This is a genomic window from Roseofilum capinflatum BLCC-M114 (genome assembly GCF_030068505.1).
GTDB lineage: Bacteria > Cyanobacteriota > Cyanobacteriia > Cyanobacteriales > Desertifilaceae > Roseofilum > Roseofilum capinflatum.
On the sequence record NZ_JAQOSO010000009.1, the window covers coordinates 22,730 to 40,114 of the forward strand.

Consider the following 17,385-nt stretch of genomic DNA (forward strand, 5'->3'; position numbering starts at 1 on the left):
TCCATAATGAAGTTTTATTTTAATCTAAAGAGGGTAAACGTTCTGGCCCCCAGATTTGATTGCCTTCTTTAATGGGGTCGCGTAGAGCATCACAGTTGCGCGGTTTTTGGTCAAGTTTACGCTGATTTTGGCAGGATTCAAAAAAGATTTGGGCGACTAAATATTTGGGTAAAATTTGTGGCCGAGATAAGGCCTGATTGAAAAAACCTTGGGCGGCTTGCCATTGTTCGAGTTCTTTGAGAATCTGGGCTTTGAGATAATGGACTTCGGGATGATTGGGGGTCGCAGTTAAGGCTAAATTAACATATTCGAGGGCGTTGGAGTAGTCGCCTAAATCGCGATAGGCCATGGCAATGCCACGATAGGCCAGATACTGGGGACGGGCAAGGTTTTCTAAACGGGCGATCGCCTGTTGAGGATCGGCAAAGGGTAAATTTACGGCTAACATCAAGTCCATATATCCCTTAATTAAATTCAACTCTGGATCGTCAGACTGAATCCGTTCAGCTTCCTTGATAAACTTCAGTACCTCCTGTAACTGATTTAATGCTTGAGGCGCTCCCCTCACTGGCCCATCTTTAGCCAAGGCATAACCCCCTTCCATAAAATGGCCCACTGCCATATACACATTGCCCCGTAAGGGGTTCTCTTCTACTAAAGCCTTGGCCACTTCACGGGTTTGGGTGGCATACTCTCCCAATTGCTCCCAATCTTGGTCAATATAGGCCATAGAAGCAATCATGGCATACACCAAAGGATCGTCAGCCTCTGTCTGTCTGGCTTGTTGTAGATACTGTTGCCCTTGGGGATAATCTCCACCAATAAAAATCGCCTTAAATGCAGCTTCGGTATGGTCGCCAATGGGCTGGGGATTTTGTTCGCGGAAGGGATCGCCCGCTTGTAGGGCAGGGGTAAAAAAGCTCAGGTGCAGGCAACTGGCGATCGCCAAACCGGAGCAAAATTGAAAGAGGTTAAGCCGGTTTTTCATAGGAGTTTAACGGAACAGCAATCCGTTGTGTTCTAGTCCGATAGTATACTCGATATGATGATGCATCTTTCATGAAAAGTTCCCATTCCCCTATCCCCCATGCTCTATCTGAAAAACTTAACGTATCATCCCCCAGCGATTCCCGATCCGGTTCTCAAGGCCATTAACTTAGAATTGGGGCCCCAAGAATTGGGATTAATTATTGGCCCTAGTGGCTCCGGAAAAAGTACCCTGATGGAAATTTTGGCGGGTTTAGTTTATCCCACGGCGGGAGAAATTCGCTGGCGCGAGCAAGTGTTGATTGCTGAGGATATGCAACAATTGGCGGGATTAGTGTTTCAGTTTCCCGAACGGCATTTTTGCGGCAGTACGATTCTGGACGAGTTGCGCTTGGGTCATCCAGAGTTAGATTTAGATCGGGTGAAGGAAGCGTTGATGGAGGTGGGGTTAGATCATCTATCGTTGCAAACTTCTCCCCATGCTCTCAGTGGAGGTCAACAGCGCCGTTTGGCGTTGGCAGTGCAGCTTATCCGTCAACCGAGTATTTTAATGTTGGATGAACCGACGGCGGGTTTAGATTGGTCGATGCGTCGGCAATTGGTGCAATTGTTGGCTAAGATTAAGTCCCATTGGACGTTGATGATTGTTACCCACGATCCCGATGAGTTGGTGAGTTTAGCCGATCGCTCTTGGCATTTAAATCAGGGAGAGTTAACGGCGGTCAAGCTCTAGAATGGCGATCGCGATCGTGATAAGCTGCTGGTGAACAGAGCAAAATGTTTAGGTGTGGTGCGATCGCAGTGTTAGAGGTTTCCCAATCTATTCCTTCCTTACCTCCTTCTCTGGAGATTTGGCAACAGACCATGAATTGGCAACCCACCCCCAGCCAACTCAACCAATTCCAGCAGCTCTATGGCTTAATTTTAGCCGGGAATCGCCACATGAATTTAACCCGCATTACGGAGCCAACGGAGTTTTGGGAAAAACATTTATGGGACTCCCTTCGCCCTCTAGCCTTTTGTCTCTCTTCGCCTGAAGCGCCAGATGTCCCCCTCCAACCTTGGCCCAAGGATCGACCCTTGCGAGGTCTGGATATTGGCACAGGGGGCGGTTTTCCGGGGCTTCCGGTGGCCTTTGCGTTGGGATCTGGATATCCACAGTTAGAGTTAACATTGCTCGATAGTACCCAGAAGAAGATCTTGTTTTTAGAAGAGGCGATCGCCACCCTAAATTTACCCCATGTCAAGGCTCAGGCCGGTAGAGCCGAACAAATCCATCATCAACCGGACTATCATCAACAGTATGATTTTTGTTTAATCCGAGCCGTTGCCAAAGCTGAAGTTTGTTTACAGTATGCCTTTCCCTTTTTGAAACCGGGAGGTTTGGTCATTTTATATCGAGGGCGTTGGAGTCTGGAAGAAGAAAAACTCCTCCAGCAAACCCTACGCAGTTTAAGGGGACAGTTAACCTGGATTGATGCCTTTGTAACTCCCTTAAGCCAAGCTACGCGCCACTGTGTTTATGTGCGTAAGCAATAAGTATATCGCCAACCTCAATCAGTGATAAACCACTGCCCCTCATCCCCCTACCCCCTTCTCCCGCAGGCGCTGCCCTGAGCGAAGTCGAAGGGAGAAGGGGGTTGAACCCAGCAAGAAAGGCTATAAATAAACCACCTGAATCATCTGCCCTATGCTGTTCAATTCCTATATTTTTATTTTCCTCTTTTTACCCCTAACTTTAACCGTCTGGATCGGCTTAAATCGGTTTAAGCTGATTCAAGCCAGTCGGGTATGGTTAACCGTTGCCTCCTTAGTGTTTTATGGCTATTGGAATATTGCCTACTTGCCTCTGCTGTTGCTTTCCGTGGGGTTTAATTATCAAATGGGGAAAGCGATCGCCCAAAGTCAACCTCAAACGAAATCCGCTAAAACCCTTCTCTGGATTGGCATTGGAGTTAATTTAGTCCTGATTGGATATTACAAATATGCCCATTTTTTGGTCAATTCGGTCAACTCAATTCTGCCCACCCATCTCTCCATTCCCGACATTATTCTGCCCTTAGCTATCTCCTTTTATACCTTTACCCAGATTGCTTATCTAGTCGATGCCTATCGAGGAGAAACCCAAGCCCTAAACTACGATCCCTTAACCTATGGCCTATTTGTCATCTTTTTTCCCCAACTGATTGCCGGGCCAATTTTACGACACAATCAACTCATTCCCCAGTTTCGCGCTCTCAAAACCTACATTTTCTGCTACGAAAACTTCACCCAAGGGTGTGTCTTATTTAGCCTAGGTTTGTGTAAAAAAGTCTTAATTGCCGATCGCCTCTCCCTCTGGGTAGCTCCTGTCTTCGATCATGCTAGTGAAGTCACCTTTCTAGAAGCCTGGGTTGGCGTATTGAGTTATACCTATCAACTCTACTTTGACTTCTCTGGCTACTCCGATATGGCGATCGCATTAGGACTCCTATTTAACATTCATCTTCCCATTAACTTTAACTCCCCCTACAAAGCCACCTCCATCCGCGACTTTTGGCAACGTTGGCATATCACCCTATCCCATTTCTTACGAGACTACCTTTACATCCCCCTAGGAGGCAACCGAAAAGGCGAAATTCGCCACTATACCCATTTAATCATCACCATGCTACTCGGCGGACTCTGGCATGGTGCAGGTTGGACGTATGTCATCTGGGGAGGACTCCATGGAGTCTATCTCTGTATTAATCATCTCTGGCGCAAACTCAACCTCATCTTACCCCAACTTCTCTCCTGGGCGATCGCCTTCCTCTCTGTTATGATTGCCTGGGTCATCTTTAGAGCCAAAACCCTCCCTGATAGCCTCACCCTCTTACAAACCATGAGCGGCGTAAACGGCATCATCTTACCCACTAATTCCTTAGACAACATCCCATTCTTGACTCCATTTAACATCACCTTTCAATCCTGGTACTCCTTTAACTATTTACCCGAATTTTGGCAAAGCCAAAGCTTACCCTTCCTGATTCTCTTCTGCCTCACCTTAGCCGTTAAATATTGCCCCAACACTCAAGAACTAATGGCTAAATTTAAACTCAATGCTTACTGGGCAACCGGCGTAGGACTGCTAACCGCAATCGCCCTATTGTCCCTGAATCGAGTTTCCGAGTTTCTCTATTTCCAATTTTAGCATTAGGAGAAAAACCGTGTTAGATCAACATCCCAAAAAGCGCCGCAAGAATCCCCATCCATGGATTGCCTTTAACCTTTTATTTGGGTTTTGGATTCTCCTACCTCTGGCGATCGTCGGTGGATTCAATTTTCTCATCGATCCCTACGGAGTTTATAATGATTTTTTTATTTTGCGGGAACTCAATGAGTATAAACCCAAAAAAGAAGACAATGACCGACTCTATAAAGCCATAGACATTATTCACCTTCAACCCAACACCATTTTACTCGGTTCATCCAGAGTCAAACGAGGCTTAGATCCGGATCATCCCGCTCTAGAGTCTTTTCCCCCAGTTTATAATTTAGGTCTCAATGGCGCAAATATCTATGAAATTAGACGATATTTAGAACATACTTTGGCGAACAACCCTAGACTTAAGCGAGTCATTTTAGGACTCGATTTTTTTACCTTCGATCGCCACATCAAAAATCAGCCCGGTTTTGCTGAATATCGTTTAGAGAAAAAGCACGTTGCTTGGAAAGATCGGCTCAATACTACTTTATCCTTAGACACCTTAGCCAGTAGCCAGGAAACCATACAAGCTAATTTTGACACTCCTAAATCCAAGCAATTTTCAGCACATAAAGGGTTTTTACCCTACTTCAAAATTCATGATGGCAACACACAAATTCGCTTTCAAGGGTCAACTAAACTGTTTTTTATAGAGCATCAAAATTATAATTTGTCGGAAAAGTATATGCAAGATTTCAAAAAAATTGTAGAACTTTGTCAACAAAACAAAGTGGAATTAAGCGTGTTTATTTCTCCCACCCATGGAATTAGATTACAGTCCATTTATGCCAGTGGAAAATGGCCAGTTTTTGAACAGTGGAAGCGGGAAGTCGTAGAGTTAATGGGATCGGTTTGGGATTTTTCTGATTATAACTCAGTTAACCAAGAGCAGTTAAGCGAAAGAATGGATTATTATGTAGATGATTCCCATTATACAAAGCCCATTGGCGATTGGGTTCTCAATCGCGTTTTAGGTTATCAAGAAGAAAACGTTCCCCCAGAGTTTGGAGTTCTCTTAACCCGTGATAACCTGGATCGAGTTTTAGAAAAAAATCGTCAAGATCGCGATCGATGGCAGCAAGAATACCCTGAATCTGTGGAGTTTGTTCAATTGATTCAGGCAGATGCCAACAAAAACTTTAAACAATAATTGTAATGAAGCACATTTTATTCTTGTTATTTATTCTGGGTATAGTCGGCACAATCATCGCCTTTTATTGGCTCAGTGAATTAGAGTTCGAGCAACTAGAGCAGGAGTTGCAAGGAATGGGAATGGGGACTCCCCTCCTGTTTATGGGCATTTATATCATTTCCACCTTGCTAATTTTACCGACAACTCCTCTGAATTTAATGGCAGGAGTTCTTTTTGGCCCTGGGTTGGGTTTATTGTGGACAAGTTTAGCCTCGATTATTTGTGCCTTAATTGGATTTGCCTTTACGCGCACCCTAGGACGAAAGAGAGTCTCGGAACGGTTAAAAGGCTATTGGCAGGCGATGGATGCAGACATTGCTTACGGAGGCCTGTTTTATGTGTTTTCTATTCGGTTATTGCCGATTATTCCCTTCGGAATTGTGAATTTGGCGGCGGGATTAACTTCCGTGAGGGTAAAGGATTATCTATTGGGAACGGTGGTGGGAACGGTGTTGGGTTTATTTCCGTTTATTTTGTTAGGAAGTGAGGGAGTGAAGGCGATAAAAACGGGGGAAATTTTACCCTTGTTGGGCGCTCTGGCTCTTTCGAGTCTGTTGGTGGGGATGGCAACCTGGTATCGCCGCCATCGGATGCCACCGGAATAGTATCAATTAAAAATGTTCATGTCGGCGACAGCCGAAAAATTTTAAAGTGGGTAGGGGCGAAAAAGAGGCAAGCCCCTACTGTTTTTTTGGTTAACCTTGATCGTCGCTATTTTCTGTTACCATCGGATCGCGCCAAAAAACGATCGCCTCATTCAAGGGTTGAATTTGGGTTCCGGGGAAGTAAAATTGCACGATTTGCTCCCCGCTCCAACCCAACTCTGCCAAGTTATAGGCCCCAGTCTGACTCAATCCTACCCCATGGCCAAAGCCACCGCCGACGAAGGTATAGCCTTTGAGCGCTTGATTCTCATCCAACATGGGGTCAAGATAAAAGAGGGTGCTAATGGGAGGATAGAAGGCGTTGCGAATTTGGTCTTTGCTGATTTCTAAGGGCCCCTTATCGGTTTGCACTTCCATGGTTAAGACTCGACCCGATGGCGCTCGTTCCGTGACTTTGACGCTCTCAATTTTTTGAATTCCGGCCATGGGATGGTTGCGGTTGCTCAAATATTTGTTTAAAAATTCCGCCATGTCTTTTAAGGAGGTGCTATAACGCCACCGGAAACGGTTCCATCCGGTTTCATTAAATCCCTGTTTCAGGTTCAGAAATTCCCGTAAATTCGCTTCGTTACCTAGGCTTTTCCAGGATAAATCCCAAATTGCCCCGGTAGAATCAACCCTCGCTTGCAGATAGGGCCGTGCTGGGCCATTCCAAACATCTTCAAAGGGTGCAGTGATGCCCCCAGTGGTGGAAGAATAGAGGGCATCGACTAATTCATTCTCATAGGTAGCCACTAAAGAGCGCGTCGCGGAAATTGCCCGATCCGCTCTAGCAGAAGCATCCCCTAACCCCCAATACACTTGACAATCGGTGGTCGCACAGAGTTCATAGTCATCAATGGCAAACCGGCGTAGATTTCTCAGGGTATAGGTTCGGGCTAGAATGGCTTGGGCTTCCACGGCTGCGGGGGGGGCTTGGGGGCCAATTTCATGGGGAACCACGCCCCGTAAATAGGTCTCTAAGGGGACAAAATTGACCAAGGTGTAATCCCCATAGGCGTTGGGCTGCATTCGCAAGGAACCGCCATAGAGTCGGGTGGTTCCTCCGGTATGTACGACTTGAATGCGATCGCTGCCACTGTCGATCTCTAGGGAACGCCGGTTATATCGATACCCATTCACCACCCAGTAGGGTTGGGGATAGGTGCGTAAGACTTTCGTCTCGATATGGGCAATGGTATTGCCTTCAGACTTTAAGCTATCGAGCAACATACGGCGCAGTAGGGGCGTATTGTAGACTTCTCGCTTGGCCCAAACTTGCCAGCGTTTGGGATTGGCAATTTCCACTTCTAAGCCCCGTTCGCGCCATTGTTGGGCATCATGTTCGGCGCTTTCAAAGCTGCGATGGGTACTCAATACAACCCGTTCCTCAACCATGGGTTGGGGTAGGGGTTTCATCTCAATCTGGAGTTTAAGGCTATTGGTTTCTAGGGTTCCTTCTCCCTCTGTGGTGGCATAGCGTAGGGTGAGGCGATCGCCCGGTAATGCATTTAAGGTTAAGGTTTCCCCCGCTTGATCGCCAAACCGTTGCTCAATCCCAATTTTTAGCAGGCGATCGACCTGAGACCATCCTGGAAGGGCTGACAACCCCACCATCGCCAACGACATCATCGCCGCGCTTACCCACTGTTTCGGTTGAATTCCCATTGTTTTAAACTGGATCATGACGTTCCCACTCTCCCGTCGGGCTGACATCTTTATACTGTACATAGATTCTGAATACAGCGATCGCCTATTGTTCCACCGGAAAGTTATCCTATAGCCTACAAACCATAGATAAAGGTAATTAAGAGGGGAACTGTCAACATCATTAACAGACTCAACGGTGCGCCCACTTTGGTAAAGTCAAAAAATTTATAGCCTCCGGGACTATATACCATAGCATTCGTTTGATATCCAATGGGAGTCATAAAACTATTGGAAGCGGCAAACACAACAGCGTACATAAAGGCGTAGGGGTTTAAGTCTAGGGTTTTAGCCACTTCTACGGCGATCGGTAACATCAGAATCACTGAAGCATTATTAGAAAGAATTTCTGTGAGCAGGGAAGTAATAATAAAGAAAAATAAGAGTATCCAATAACCGGATAAGTGGCCTCCTAAACCGATCAAATTTTCAGCCAACCATTGGGTTGCCCCAGATTTGTTCATGGCTATACCTAGAGGAAGTAAGCCCGCCAGCAGAAAAATCACATCCCAACGTACAGCCCCATAAACTTCTCCTGGTTTTAAACATCCAGTTACAATCATTAGCACCACCCCGGTTAAAGCACTGACTAAAATCGGAATGATATTAAAGGCAGCTAACAGAATTACTCCAGTTGTAATCCCTAAAGCAATCCAAGCTTTTTTACGCCTTAAAATATCTACTTTCTTTTGTTCTAAAACCAAGAGTTCACGGGTAGTTTGTAAACCCAAAAAACTCTGTTTTGGCCCTTGAACCAAGAGCAAGTCACCAAACTTTAGAGGAATTTTCCCCAATCGTCCTTGGACAATTTCAGACCCTCTTCTAATCGCTAACACCGTCGCATTGTAGCGTTGGCGAAATCGCAAGTCTTTTAAGGTTGTGCCAATCAATCGAGAATTGGATAAAATGAGAACTTCAGCAATTTTTTCTTCGCCAGAAGCAATCACTTTTTCTATCGGTTGTTCTTGAAATTTGACATCAGCTAAAATTTCGAGTCCCTTAGCTTCTCTAATTTTCAGTAATTCCTCGCGACTGCTGCGAATGACAAGAATATCCCCCGCATTCAAAACCTTATCCGCGATAGGTTGAGAAAAGCGCTGTTTATCCCGGATAATTTCCAGGACATCTACATCAAATTTACGCTGAATTCTGGTTTTTTGTAACGTTTTTCCAATCAAGCTCGATCGAGGACTAATCACCACTTCACTTACATAGTCTCTGAGGTTATAATCTTCTGTCACTAGGTTATCATCCAGGTGATTCGGCAGCAATTTGGGCGCGACTAAAGACAGATAAGTTAAGCCGACGATAAAGACCAGTAACCCTAATTTAGTAAATTGAAAAACAGAAAATTCACCATAACCAAGTTGGGCAGAGACACCACTCGCAAGAATATTGGTAGATGTGCCAATTAAGGTAAGCAATCCACCTAAAATGGTGGAATAGGATAGGGGAATAAGCAGTTTACTGGGAGAAATTTTTTTGCGCTTACTCCATTCTTCAATAATGGGTAAAAAAATAGCAACAATGGCGGTATTATTAATAAATCCTGAGATGGGCCCGACAATTGAACCCATGACAAAAATTTGTTGAGAAGGGCGATCTCCTGCCCAACGAAGTATCCAGTTACGGACAACTTGAATCACGCCAGTTTTGGTAATGCCTGCACTGAGGATAAACATGGCCATCACGGTGACTGTGGCAGGATTACTAAATCCAGAAATTCCTTCTTCAGGAGTGACCAATCCCAGTAACATTAAAGCAACGGTGATGGAGAGGGCGGTAATATCGGCAGGAAGCCATTCAGTAATGAAAGAAATTAAACCAAGAACAACAACAGTCAGCGTGAGAATAATGGGCATAGTTGGGTAGAGATGATTTAGAACAGAAATTGAGATGCTGTTCCCTGATGATGGTTGCGTGTTTTAACGAAGGGGGAGTTCTAGCTGTTGTAATTGGGTAGTGTGTTGGGGGCAAAGGGTGGCTACAGCAGCAACGATCACTTTACCACTTAATCCTCCGATCGCCTGGGCTTGTTCTTCGGTGATGCCGTCTGATACCAGTTGTTGGGCAACATTACGGACATGCTCTTCTAGGGTTTGTCCAGAGTTTAAGGCACTGCATGTTTGTTGGCCTAACTCTAGGGCTTGCTCTTGGCCGATCGCCTGATACGCTTGACTTTCCACAGGGGTTAATAGGGTGGGAAGGAAGTCGTCAAAACTGACGGATTGGTTCATGGGTAGTTGAGCCAATGCCGGAGAGATCAGGCTAAAGAGCAGGGGGGTTAGGCTAAGGCAGGAAAGCTTAGAGAAAAGGGACATGGGAAAGAATTACCATTACATTTTAGGGTTGTTCCTAGTTTAGCAATAGCATCCGGAATGGCCCTAGGGTTCGAGTTCCTCAAAGTTGACTTCGGGTAAGTTGGGGGGAATAATCAGGCGGCGAAAACTGGTTTTATGGCTTTCCCGTTGGGTGAGCAGTTCCACGGCGATCGCCTCAACTTGGATTTCCATGGCTCCTTTGGGGACACTAAAGTTAAACAGGATGCTGCGGCGATCGTAACCCTCTGGAACCAGATCGACGAGCCAGCGCGGTTCCTCTAACAGGGTGCGGGTTTGGGCATCCACTAACCAGTATTTAATGTGGATATTGGCCGATCGCGTGGCTAAAGTGGCTTTGATGGGAATCACTTCTTCTGCGATCCAGTCCCGCTCTGGTGCTTCCAAAATCGGCATCGGAACAGAGGGAAGAGAAGAAAGCGACTCAGATACAGATGGCTCTTCTGCCTCCGGCGATCGCTCCGGCTGGCGATCGCCGGGATCTAAGACAATTTCTTGAGACTCTGCGGCTGGGGCTAGAAGCTTGGGAAAATCCGATCTACCTTCTAAAGGATAGTCAGAATCGGGATCGACAAACTCTCCCTCAATCACATCATCGTCCCCATCCTCCTCAAATTCTGCCGCGATCGCCTCATCCGCTTCAGCATCCATACCATCCTCTACCCAATCTTCGGCCTCTTTAGCCAGATCGTTGAGTCGCTCGCTAAATTTATCTTGCAGGTGTAAGGAGTGAAACGCTTCATCCACTGGGGAAGGAGGAGACGGTTCCGGAGGTTCGGGGATCTCTTCCTGGGATTCGCGGTTCAGATTCAGGGGCGGTAAGGTGAGTTTGGGCTTCGGTTTTTCCGGTTCAGACGAGGGCGGCAGTTGGGGTAAATCCTGCTCAGGAGGGGATGGGCTGCCGTTGAGGGAAGGCAATTGTAGATATTTGACTTTGGGAGAGTCAGAGGGGGAAAACAGTTGGGGAGGAAGGGAAGAGGATACAGAGGATTCCCAGGAGCGATCGCTCTCTGGGGGGGAGTGTTTGGCAATGTTGAAGAGGTCGAGATTAACTGAAGGGGGGTTAACAGGAGGAGGCGCAGTTATGGGATCACCGGTTAAGGGGAACGGTAGGATCGGAGGATGGGCAGCTTCTTCTGTATCCCGTTGAACTGTAATGGCTTCCATCAATTGTTCTAAGCCCATGGTGAGGCTAAATTGGGTTTCGGTTAGGGGAGTTGGGGGCGTTTGCGGCCCCTGAGCGGGTAGAGCTGGAGTGGGCCAGGAGTCAAAGAGTTGAGCCTGTCCCAGGATAAAGCATAGGGAGATTGAGTCGGGTAAGTTAAAGCGATATTCAAAGGGAACGGGCAAGCTTTGTAGAATAAGCTGGTGTTTGAATTCTTGCAGGGTTTCTAAGTTTTGGGGATTTTTCAGGGCGATCGCCAGTTGCAGACCGATAGGTTGGGAAAAGGTTTGGGGGCGATCGCCGCGCAACTGCCCCGTGAGGGTAATGGGACTGTTACTTTGGGCAACATACATGGTGCGATCGAGGATCAGTTTCACGGAAGAGAGATCCACTTGTTCCCAAGAGGATGAGGGGTCTAAGACTGGATTGGGTTGGGGACGTTCTGGAGGGGGAGGCACGTCAAAGAAGCTACTATCATAAGCTTCAGGTTCTTCAGGTTCTTCAGATTCTTCAGATTCTTGCGGTTCTTGCGGTTCTTCAGATTCTTCAGATTCTTGCGGTTCGATGTCCTCTGCAATTTCATCCGGTTCTGGATCGAAACATAATGCTTCTAGAGAAACCTGATAGGTTTGGGGCGGTTGGTCTGCGGGTTGGGCAATACAAGAAATGTCCCACAGTCCCGGTTTCAGATAAGTGTAGGGAAAGACGACCATCAGGCCTTCTTTATTGGTGCGGTGCTGACGGGTTTGAATTTGGGGAGGGGATGAAGCTTGCAGTTGGTAGCTGAGATGAATTTCGATCGCCGTGTGCGGATAGGGCGATCGCAACACCAAACGATAGTGTCCCTCTAACACTTCGACGCTAGGGGGTTCTAAGGGTAACCAGGCGCGATCGCCATCTTTTTGAATCAGAAATTCCCAGGCTTTCATGGTGGCTGGTTTGCAGTTCGTGCCCATCAAGGTTGCTAAATTACGTCCGATCCTAACTTAATTGGTGTCTTCTTGGGCCAGCCCTAGAATCGAGTTGGACAATCTTCTAAACCTTTTCTGCACTCACGAGATATTTTAGCGTCGCTTCCATGACTGTATCGGTATGTCCAATGACACTTAAAACCAAAGCTTCTCGGTAAATCCGTTGCCCTGGGTGATCGGTTTGGTTTGCCCTGCCCCTAGAAACCAGGATCGCTGCTAATGTACATTCATGGGTTAAGGCGATCGCCTGAGCGCGTAATTGCACCTCTTGCTCCAGGGATAAATGCTGTTGCTCCTTCGCCCGGTAAATCTGTTGACGACACTTCTCCAGTCGATCGGATAAAGCTACACTATGAGGGACAATCTCAGTCTGTTTTTGGCTGGCTTTCTCCACTAAATCTAAGCTGGCTCTAGCTAATCCTAGCAACGGAAACGTTGGATTTAAAACACTGTTGCGATCCTTGTTGATGATCCAATCGGGCGATCGAATAGCAACCACCTGGCGATCGGCAATGAAATAGCGATCGCATTGAGCGCTCACCGTATTCGTGGATGCCATCGCTGCCAAAGCCATCGGTGGAGAAAAGCGTAAATCTCCCCTAACCGATGAAACCAAAGGAATGATCGCAAAAAGAATGCACCCATCCGGTAATCTCGCAGCAATCACCGCTTCTTGAAACAAATTCCAGCCCGTGATCCAAGGCAGATATCCAGATAACAGATAACCGCCATCAACTTTTGTCGCTTCTAAGGTCGGTTTTTCCCGGCGCACATGAGCATAAGATACACCGATCAAACGCTCACCCGATCGCATTTTCGGTAGATAATCCATTTTCAGGCGTTGATTCTCACCACCCGCAATAAAAGAGCCAGCCGTTTGATGTTGGGCTTGGGTAAAAGCTAACGTACCCGAATAGCGCGTTAATCTCTCTAAGAAACCCAAATAATCCCCTTGACTGGCTTCAATTCCACTCCATTGAGCCGGAACATTCAGCGCCAGGAGCGATCGCCCCCCTAAACCCGCCAATCCTTGGCGCAAAACCGCCGTTTTTTCCTCCATTGCCTCTGGATTGGGAGCTGTTTCTAGATAATCTTCCGTGAGTTGCCACAGATTGAAGGAAGTAGGGGCTTGCATAGTTTCTGAATCGAACCAAGATAATAGCGCTGGAAAATCGCGATCGGGAACCAACCCTATTATTACTGAATAACCCTTGTCGATTCTCGTTTTGTAACGGTTTGTGTAAATCTACAGGGCAACCTCTTGACAAGTCGGGAGACATTCAGCCAGAATAGCAATGTCACATAAAAGTGACTGGTGACAGAGGAGTGGGTTCACATTGGAGACAACTCTATGAATCTGGACACAACACATCCCAGGGTCAACCTGTGGCAACAGGTTTGCGGTTGGTTTGCACCATCGTCTCAAGTTGCCACACTTCCCTTACCCTGGACAAGCTCTGACCCCGTGGTTTTTCTGGAAGGGGAAGGTGTGGTTCACCAACCCATTCCTCCCTATGGACGGGGACGGGTGTATTACCGAGGGTCATGGTGGCCGGCCACCTGCACCGAAGAGACAACGTTGCTCGCAGGTCAGGAGGTGAGGGTCATTCAACGACAGAATATCACGTTATGGGTCACACCTGTAGCGTCTTCCTTAAGATCTCCCCCTTTCATGTCGGCGACAGCCGAAACCCCCTTTATTTCTCCTTAGAGGCGAGGTCTGTAGCTTGATTAAACGGACATAAATCTGCTAACTGACAATTATCACAATCGGGTTTTTTCGCCTTACAAATGGCGCGACCATGGTAAATGAGGCGGATTGACCAGTTTTCCCAATCGGGTTGGGGGAGAAGACGCATGAGGTCTCGCTCTACCCGAATGGGATCTTTGTGTTCGGTTAAGCCTAGGCGATCGCTTAAACGCTTGACATGAGTATCAACGGTTACCCCCATATTGATGCCAAAACCGTGGGCGAGGACAACATTGGCGGTTTTGCGAGCGACTCCGGGAAGTGTGAGCAATTCTTCCATTCTTTTAGGCACTTGGCCGCCAAATTCTTGCTCGATCGCTTGACAAGCCCCTTTTATATTTTTAGCTTTATTGCGATAGAATCCGGTCGATCGCACCAAAGCCTCCAATTCCTCTAACGGTGCATCCGCTAACCTGGGGGCATCCGGATAGCGTCGGAATAATTCTGGCGTGACTTGATTCACTCGCTCATCCGTGCATTGGGCGGATAAAATGGTTGCCACCAACAACTGTACGGGGGTTTCATAGGTTAACGTGCAGGTAGCATCAGGATACAAACGCTTCAGCCGAATAAGGATTTCCCTGGCTCTTTGCTGTTTGGCTGACCATTTGCGGGTGATATTCATCGATACTTGGATAATGTCAATTCATTTTAATTGTTATATCAAATTCAATGACCCCGGTTCGTATCCTCTCCATTTTCCTGTTGATCGGCGTTGGCTTAGGCTTAACCTTAGCCCTTTCTCTCTCGTTTGGTGCGGTTCCCCTGACGCAAACTGAACTCTGGCAGGCTCTCTGGCATCAGGGAGATGGGGTGAATCAAACGATTATTTGGCAGTTGCGACTTCCTAGAGTCGTGGCGGCGGTTTGCGTAGGTTCAGCTTTGGGAACCTCTGGCGCGTTGTTGCAAGGGATGTTACGCAATCCTTTAGCGACTCCCTTTTTACTCGGTATTTCTGCGGGTGCGGGTTTAGTCTCGGTGGCAATGGTGACCTTGGGAATTGCCCAAAGTTGGATACCTTTGGGGGCTTGGTTAGGGGCGGTTTTAACCACGACTCTGGTTTATGGGTTGGCTCGCAGTGGGAATGGCATCTCTGTAGAGCGGTTGATTTTAGGCGGTGTGGCGATCTCTTCCCTGTTTGGGGCGGTTCAGACCACGTTGCTGTTATTATCGGCCGATAGCCGCATTCAGCAGGCGCTCAATTGGTTGGTGGGTAGCTTGAATGGTCGGGGATGGTCGGAGGTGCGGGTGGCGGCTCCCTATTTGCTGGTGGCGTTGATCGGCGCTATTCTCTTAGCCCGATCGCTCAATGTACTCAATTTAGGCGATGATTTAGCGGTAGGATTAGGCGTATCCTTGGGGCGATCGCGTCTCCTCATTGGCTCTACGGCTACCTTACTGGCGGCTGGCGCGGTCAGTATTGCCGGATTAATCGGTTTTGTGGGTCTGATTGTTCCCCATGGTATTCGCTTACTCATTGGTGGTAATGATTATCGCTGGATTATTCCCCTCTCGGCTCTCGGAGGCGCTTGGGTGCTAACGTTGGCGGACTTGCTCTCCCGGTTGGGTGCAGTGGAATTACCCGTAGGTGCGGTGACGGCTCTGTTGGGTTCCCCTTTGTTTGTCTGGTTACTCTATCGGCGATCGATGTAATCTCAAGATCGTCTGGGGTGGAAAACTTGGCTCAAATCCCCCTTGAATGCCATCAAGAATCATCCATAATGAAGTATTGCTTTCTTATCCAAGATTCTGGTGATTCCCCACCCTCTTACTTCCCCTGTGCTGGCGGCGGCTGAAAGTGGCCCTTTGCTTGGCTCCATCTGGCTAGATGCGACGGTTTTAATCGTCATGTTAGTCCTCTCCGCTTGCTTCTCTGGCTCAGAAACTGCTATTACTGCCCTCGATAACTTTAAACTTCGCGCCCTGATTAAAGAACAGGGAGACCCTCAAGGCATTTTTCGCCTGGTTTTAGAACAACGAACCAGGTTTATTACCACTCTCCTCGTGGGTAATAACCTGATTAATAATTTTTCGGCTGTCCTAACCAGTAACCTGTTTGCCCTCTGGTTGGGCAATGCAGGGTTAGGGGTGGCAACGGCGGTGATTACATTTCTGGTGTTGATTTTTGGTGAAATTACGCCTAAATCCCTGGCTATCAATAATGTGTTGGCCTTTTTTAAGGCGGTGGTGCTACCCATTTATTGGCTATCCCGTGCATTATCGGCGATCGGGATTATCGATTTTCTGGAATGGATCGCCCAAAGTGCGATTCGCTTTTTCCAGGGCAATGCTACCCAGGATGACGCTTCCCTGCAAGATTTGCAACTGATGATTGAAATTTTGGGCGGTAAGGGCAAACTGGATTTCTATAAGCATGAGTTGCTTAATAAGGCACTGATGCTCGATGAGCTAACTGCTAAAGATGTGGTCAAACCCCGGATTGATATGCGGACGATTTCCCATGAAGCGACGTTGCAAGAGTTGGTGAATCTCTGTTTGGAAACCGGATTTTCCCGCATTCCTGTTCAGGAAGAGTCGAAAGATCAAATCCTAGGGGTGGTTCACCTTAAACGTGCCCTGCAAACCCTGAAAAATCTACCTCCAGGAGAGCGCAATTCTGCTCCGATAACGACGGCAATGGATTCCCCGGTTTATGTGCCAGAGGTCAAAGAGGTGAGCGATTTGTTAAAGGAAATGCTCCAAAGTCGGATTCATTTGGCGATCGTTGTGGATGAGTATGGCGGAACGGTGGGACTGGTTACCCTCGAAGATGTCTTAGAAGAGTTGGTGGGGGAAATTTATGATGAGAGTGACTTTCCCCATCGTCCTCCCCGTCCAGGAAAAACGGCTAAACCGGCTAAGGATCGGCGATGGATTCCTGGCTTACCCGGAAGGGGGCGATCGCCCCGCCCACCAGCATCTTCTGACAATTCCCCAGATCGATAAATCCCAATCTCAAAAAAAAATTCCTAGGGGGTTGTGTTTTTACTAAACCTTATGCTAAATTAGGAAGTCGGTGAGCGAAAGGGTCGATGCCCGAGTGGTTAATGGGGGCGGACTGTAAATCCGCTGGCAATGCCTACGCTGGTTCAAATCCAGCTCGGCCCATCACCGCCTCTTCTGACCTAGAGTTCAGAATTAGGATGTAGTCAATACACTGCCCGTGTAGCTCAGTGGTAGAGCACACCCTTGGTAAGGGTGAGGTCACGAGTTCAATCCTCGTCACGGGCTTCCTTACTGGTAACGGTTTCGTTGATTGGGTTAACCCCTTAAGTGACTCATTGTGTGTTTGTGGACAAACTAAACCCACAAATCACTATGAAAAAGCGATTACCAAAAATTCAACCAGAAAATCGTAATGGGTATATACGCCTAAGATGGTCGTACCTAGGTAAGCGATACAC

15 protein-coding genes and 2 tRNA genes are annotated in these 17,385 nt (G+C 47.4%); 10 read left to right on the top strand and 7 right to left on the bottom strand.

Annotated features, from left to right (window positions below):
* Nucleotides 1-19 precede the first annotated feature (19 nt).
* Nucleotides 20-988: a Sll0314/Alr1548 family TPR repeat-containing protein gene (locus tag PMG25_RS02175; RefSeq protein WP_283765272.1), complete on the bottom strand. Its 969-nt coding sequence runs from the start codon at nt 986-988 to the stop codon at nt 20-22.
* Between the two features lie 99 nt (nt 989-1,087).
* Here PMG25_RS02175 and PMG25_RS02180 point away from each other — a divergent pair, with 99 nt between their 5' ends.
* The 5 genes from PMG25_RS02180 to PMG25_RS02200 all read left to right on the top strand — a co-directional run bounded on the left by PMG25_RS02180 (nt 1,088) and on the right by PMG25_RS02200 (nt 6,010).
* The gene (locus PMG25_RS02180) at nt 1,088-1,720 is read left to right on the top strand and encodes an ABC transporter ATP-binding protein (RefSeq protein WP_283765273.1); all 633 of its coding nucleotides are present in this window, start codon (nt 1,088-1,090) and stop codon (nt 1,718-1,720) included.
* Between the two features lie 44 nt (nt 1,721-1,764).
* Nucleotides 1,765-2,526 (top strand): 16S rRNA (guanine(527)-N(7))-methyltransferase RsmG, encoded by a 762-nt coding sequence (gene rsmG, locus PMG25_RS02185; protein WP_283765274.1) that lies wholly within the window; start codon nt 1,765-1,767, stop codon nt 2,524-2,526.
* A 151-nt stretch (nt 2,527-2,677) separates the two neighbouring features.
* A complete protein-coding gene (locus tag PMG25_RS02190; RefSeq protein WP_283765275.1) occupies nt 2,678-4,159 on the top strand; it encodes an MBOAT family O-acyltransferase in 1,482 nt (493 codons plus the stop codon).
* A 16-nt stretch (nt 4,160-4,175) separates the two neighbouring features.
* Complete coding sequence (locus tag PMG25_RS02195) at nt 4,176-5,363, top strand: hypothetical protein (protein ID WP_283765276.1); 1,188 nt, start codon at nt 4,176-4,178, stop codon at nt 5,361-5,363.
* A gap of 5 nt (nt 5,364-5,368) precedes the next feature.
* A complete protein-coding gene (locus PMG25_RS02200) occupies nt 5,369-6,010 on the top strand; it encodes a TVP38/TMEM64 family protein (protein ID WP_283765277.1) in 642 nt (213 codons plus the stop codon).
* Nucleotides 6,011-6,100: 90 nt separating this feature from the next.
* Here the strand turns inward: PMG25_RS02200 and PMG25_RS02205 are convergent, their stop codons facing one another.
* From PMG25_RS02205 to PMG25_RS02225, 5 genes are all read right to left on the bottom strand, one after another.
* Nucleotides 6,101-7,717 carry a SpoIID/LytB domain-containing protein gene (locus PMG25_RS02205; protein ID WP_283765278.1) on the bottom strand — a complete coding sequence of 539 codons (1,617 nt, stop codon included), beginning with the start codon at nt 7,715-7,717 and terminating at the stop codon, nt 6,101-6,103.
* Nucleotides 7,718-7,833: 116 nt separating this feature from the next.
* A complete protein-coding gene (locus tag PMG25_RS02210) occupies nt 7,834-9,618 on the bottom strand; it encodes an SLC13 family permease (RefSeq protein ID WP_283765279.1) in 1,785 nt (594 codons plus the stop codon).
* A gap of 63 nt (nt 9,619-9,681) precedes the next feature.
* On the bottom strand, nt 9,682-9,993 hold the full coding sequence (locus PMG25_RS02215) for a DUF732 domain-containing protein (protein ID WP_283765280.1): 312 nt from the start codon (nt 9,991-9,993) through the stop codon (nt 9,682-9,684).
* 147 nt (nt 9,994-10,140) lie between these two features.
* A complete protein-coding gene (locus tag PMG25_RS02220) occupies nt 10,141-12,189 on the bottom strand; it encodes a hypothetical protein (RefSeq protein WP_283765281.1) in 2,049 nt (682 codons plus the stop codon).
* A 106-nt stretch (nt 12,190-12,295) separates the two neighbouring features.
* Complete coding sequence (locus PMG25_RS02225) at nt 12,296-13,366, bottom strand: acyl-CoA dehydrogenase family protein (protein WP_283765282.1); 1,071 nt, start codon at nt 13,364-13,366, stop codon at nt 12,296-12,298.
* A 216-nt stretch (nt 13,367-13,582) separates the two neighbouring features.
* Between PMG25_RS02225 and PMG25_RS02230 the strand changes: the two genes are divergently transcribed.
* Entirely contained in the window at nt 13,583-13,942 is a 360-nt protein-coding gene (locus PMG25_RS02230) for an NfeD family protein (protein WP_283765283.1), read from the top strand.
* Here the strand turns inward: PMG25_RS02230 and nth are convergent.
* Nucleotides 13,929-14,606: an endonuclease III gene (nth, locus tag PMG25_RS02235; protein ID WP_283765284.1), complete on the bottom strand. Its 678-nt coding sequence runs from the start codon at nt 14,604-14,606 to the stop codon at nt 13,929-13,931. The genes PMG25_RS02230 and nth overlap by 14 nt on opposite strands.
* Nucleotides 14,607-14,653: 47 nt before the next feature.
* On the opposite strand from nth, the gene PMG25_RS02240 reads away from it, so the two are divergent.
* The 4 genes from PMG25_RS02240 to PMG25_RS02255 all read left to right on the top strand — a co-directional run bounded on the left by PMG25_RS02240 (nt 14,654) and on the right by PMG25_RS02255 (nt 17,212).
* Nucleotides 14,654-15,634, top strand: coding sequence for a FecCD family ABC transporter permease (locus tag PMG25_RS02240; protein ID WP_283765285.1), 981 nt, complete (start codon nt 14,654-14,656; stop codon nt 15,632-15,634).
* Nucleotides 15,635-15,733: 99 nt separating this feature from the next.
* Nucleotides 15,734-16,927, top strand: coding sequence for a hemolysin family protein (locus PMG25_RS02245; RefSeq protein WP_283765286.1), 1,194 nt, complete (start codon nt 15,734-15,736; stop codon nt 16,925-16,927).
* 80 nt (nt 16,928-17,007) lie between these two features.
* Nucleotides 17,008-17,089 (top strand) — tRNA-Tyr (locus PMG25_RS02250).
* 51 nt (nt 17,090-17,140) lie between these two features.
* Nucleotides 17,141-17,212, top strand: a tRNA-Thr gene (locus PMG25_RS02255).
* Nucleotides 17,213-17,385: the final 173 nt, after the last annotated feature.